The following is a 921-nucleotide window of genomic DNA, read 5'->3' on the forward strand; positions in this document are numbered from 1 at the left end:
AATATGGACTTCAGAGCCAGAAAGATTCATCATCAACCCAACCCATCAAACCACGGGACTAAACAACTAGGCTCCCGCAGACGAAGCCGTCGATGTCTGGCTCTGACCAGATTTATACTTGTGTCCTTAACGTTTTGAATCGGGCCGGAAAATGCCATTCGGATGCCGCAACGTTGACCGTGGACGTCATTGGCCTCACACGCGGTATGACCGATATGGCAGGACGTATAGGGGAGGTAGGCTTGGAGGAGCTTGGCCGTCGTGTCCAGCTTGCGGTCTTTGGCTATTTGGGGCGCGGATGAACAGATTTAGTACGAATAGCGTCTGGGCTTAGCCACAGCGCAGACTTTCCTGCTCACCCCATCCTGAGGTGCTTGGTTCGAAGGAAACGATATCGATCAGTCTTCCTCGGTCATCAGATGACCATGACCTTTATATTAGATAGCCATTTCATACGTACCCCGTCTCTCTCAGGCATGTTGGTTAACAGCAAGAATGTCTCACACTCGATCTATCTTTGTTCGTGTACCAATGTCGGCTTTCGGGAAACTCTCCCAGTCACCTGGATGACCGACATGAGGGCGGAAGCGGAATGCCCACTTAGCGTAAGGCCTGGCAAGCGGCTTCGAAAACGGATCAGGTCTCGTATTTCCTGATCTTTAGACATTATGGTTTCCTTCGATAAGTATTGAACAAACGATCGGAGAAACCATTGAGGCGGCCCTGTTGGCCATGGCGTGGCGTAGCCGCGCGTAATCGCTCGTCCCTTTTTCGACGGCCGAGACGCGCGTAGGCGACTGAAATGACGCGGGGACATCTACGTCAGCAGTCGATTTATAGAGATTTATGATGGAAGTGGTTGCGGGGGTAGGATTTGAACCTACGGCCTTCAGGTTATGAGCCTGACGAGCTACCGGGCTG

The 921-nt window shown here is 52.0% G+C and carries 1 protein-coding gene; it reads right to left on the reverse strand.

Going from position 1 to position 921, the window contains the following annotated elements:
* Positions 1-659: 659 nt before the first annotated feature.
* Positions 660-921 (reverse strand): hypothetical protein (locus HK24_RS13920; RefSeq protein WP_233126224.1); only part of this gene is annotated, 262 nt, incomplete at its 5' end.

Origin of the sequence: Gluconobacter sp. DsW_058, from assembly GCF_002153615.1 — a bacterium.
Lineage (GTDB): Bacteria > Pseudomonadota > Alphaproteobacteria > Acetobacterales > Acetobacteraceae > Gluconobacter > Gluconobacter cerinus.